Origin of the sequence: Pseudomonas sp. RL (assembly GCF_000647775.1) — a bacterium.
In the GTDB taxonomy this organism is placed as follows: domain Bacteria; phylum Pseudomonadota; class Gammaproteobacteria; order Pseudomonadales; family Pseudomonadaceae; genus Serpens; species Serpens flexibilis.
The window spans coordinates 1-1,324 of sequence record NZ_JBOY01000164.1 but is presented as its reverse complement, the minus strand read 5'-3'; the positions used below and the strand labels follow the sequence as shown (position 1 = coordinate 1,324).

Sequence of the window (1,324 nt, the reverse complement as noted above, 5' to 3'; positions counted from 1 at the left end):
GATCTTCAGGCCCTTGAGGTCGTCGACGCTGTTGATTTCCTTGTTGAACCAGCCGCCCATCTGCATGCCGGAGTTGCCGCCCAGCAACGGCTTCACGCCGTGCGGCGCGTAGGCTTCTTCCCACAGCTGCATGCCGCCGCCGTAGGTGACCCAGGAGTTGAACTCCATGGTGGTCAGGCCGAAGGGCACCGAGGTGAAGAACTGTGCTGCCGGCACCTTGCCCTTCCAGTAATAGGAGGGGCCGTGGCCCATCTGCGCGGTGCCGCGCGACACGGCATCGAACACTTCCAGGGCTGGCACCAGCTCGCCGGCGGCGTAGGTCTTGATGACCAGGCGGCCGTTGCTCATGCGCTCGACGCGCTTGGCGAAGTCATCGGCCCCGGTGCCCAGGCCCGGATAGTTCTTCGGCCAGGTGGTGACCAGTTTCCAGTGCACGGTTTCCACCGGCGCGGCGGCGGTGGCTTGTGATTGTTGTTCGTCCTTGCACCCGGCCAGGCCGAGAGCCAGCAGTAGCGCCGAAGTGGCACCGAACAGTTGGCGGCGATTCATCAGGAGTGTTCCCCTCGCGGAAGGTTGGGCCCCGCCCGGTCGGTTCCGGGGGCGGGGAGACCGCGGTCCGGTGCCGAATTGCCTGGGCGGAGCGAGGCAGAGCCCGCGTGCCAGAGGCTGCGGGCGTCGCGCACAATAATCCAGCGTTGGCGCGATTCACAAGCTCGCGAGCTTCTGCACCGCCATCGACAGGCTCACCAGCACCAGCATCAGGGCGAACAGCCGCTGCAGCAGCGTGCTGTTCAGGCGCTGCGCCAGCAGGTTGCCGGACAGCACGCCGATGGCGCCGCCCAGGGCCAGGCCGCCGAGCAGCGGCAGTGGCGGATTGGCGCCGGTGAGGTAGATCAGGAAGCCGCCGCCGCTGACCAGCGCGATCACCGCCATGGAGGTGGCCATGGCGCTGAGCAGGGGCAAGGGTGAGAACCACAGCAGCGCCGGCACGATCAGAAAGCCGCCGCCCACGCCCATCAGTCCGGACAGGGTGCCGACGCCGACGCCGATGGCCAGCAGCGGGCCCGGGCGCAGCGGTCCCGGATCGACGCGAGGCGGCTGCCCGCTGCTGCGCCACAGGCGCCAGGCCGACCACAGCACCAGCGCGCAGAAGGCGACGATCAGCGCGGTTTCCGGCACGAAGCGGCCCAGCCACTGGCCCAGGGCATTGCCCGGCAGGCCAGCCACGGCCAGCAACACGACGGGGCGCCAGGCCACCTGGCCGAGGCGCGCGCGGGGGATGGCGCCGATCAGCGCGGACATGGCCACCGCGCCGAGGCTCACG

Annotated in this window: 1 protein-coding gene and 1 pseudogene; both read right to left on the bottom strand. The window is 69.6% G+C overall.

The window, feature by feature from the left end:
- Window positions 1-549, bottom strand: a pseudogene (locus AS93_RS0117610) (ABC transporter substrate-binding protein); the annotation flags it as partial.
- Window positions 550-705: 156 nt separating this feature from the next.
- Window positions 706-1,324: sulfite exporter TauE/SafE family protein (locus tag AS93_RS0117605; RefSeq protein WP_027591812.1), on the bottom strand; the 619-nt coding region annotated here is incomplete at its 5' end.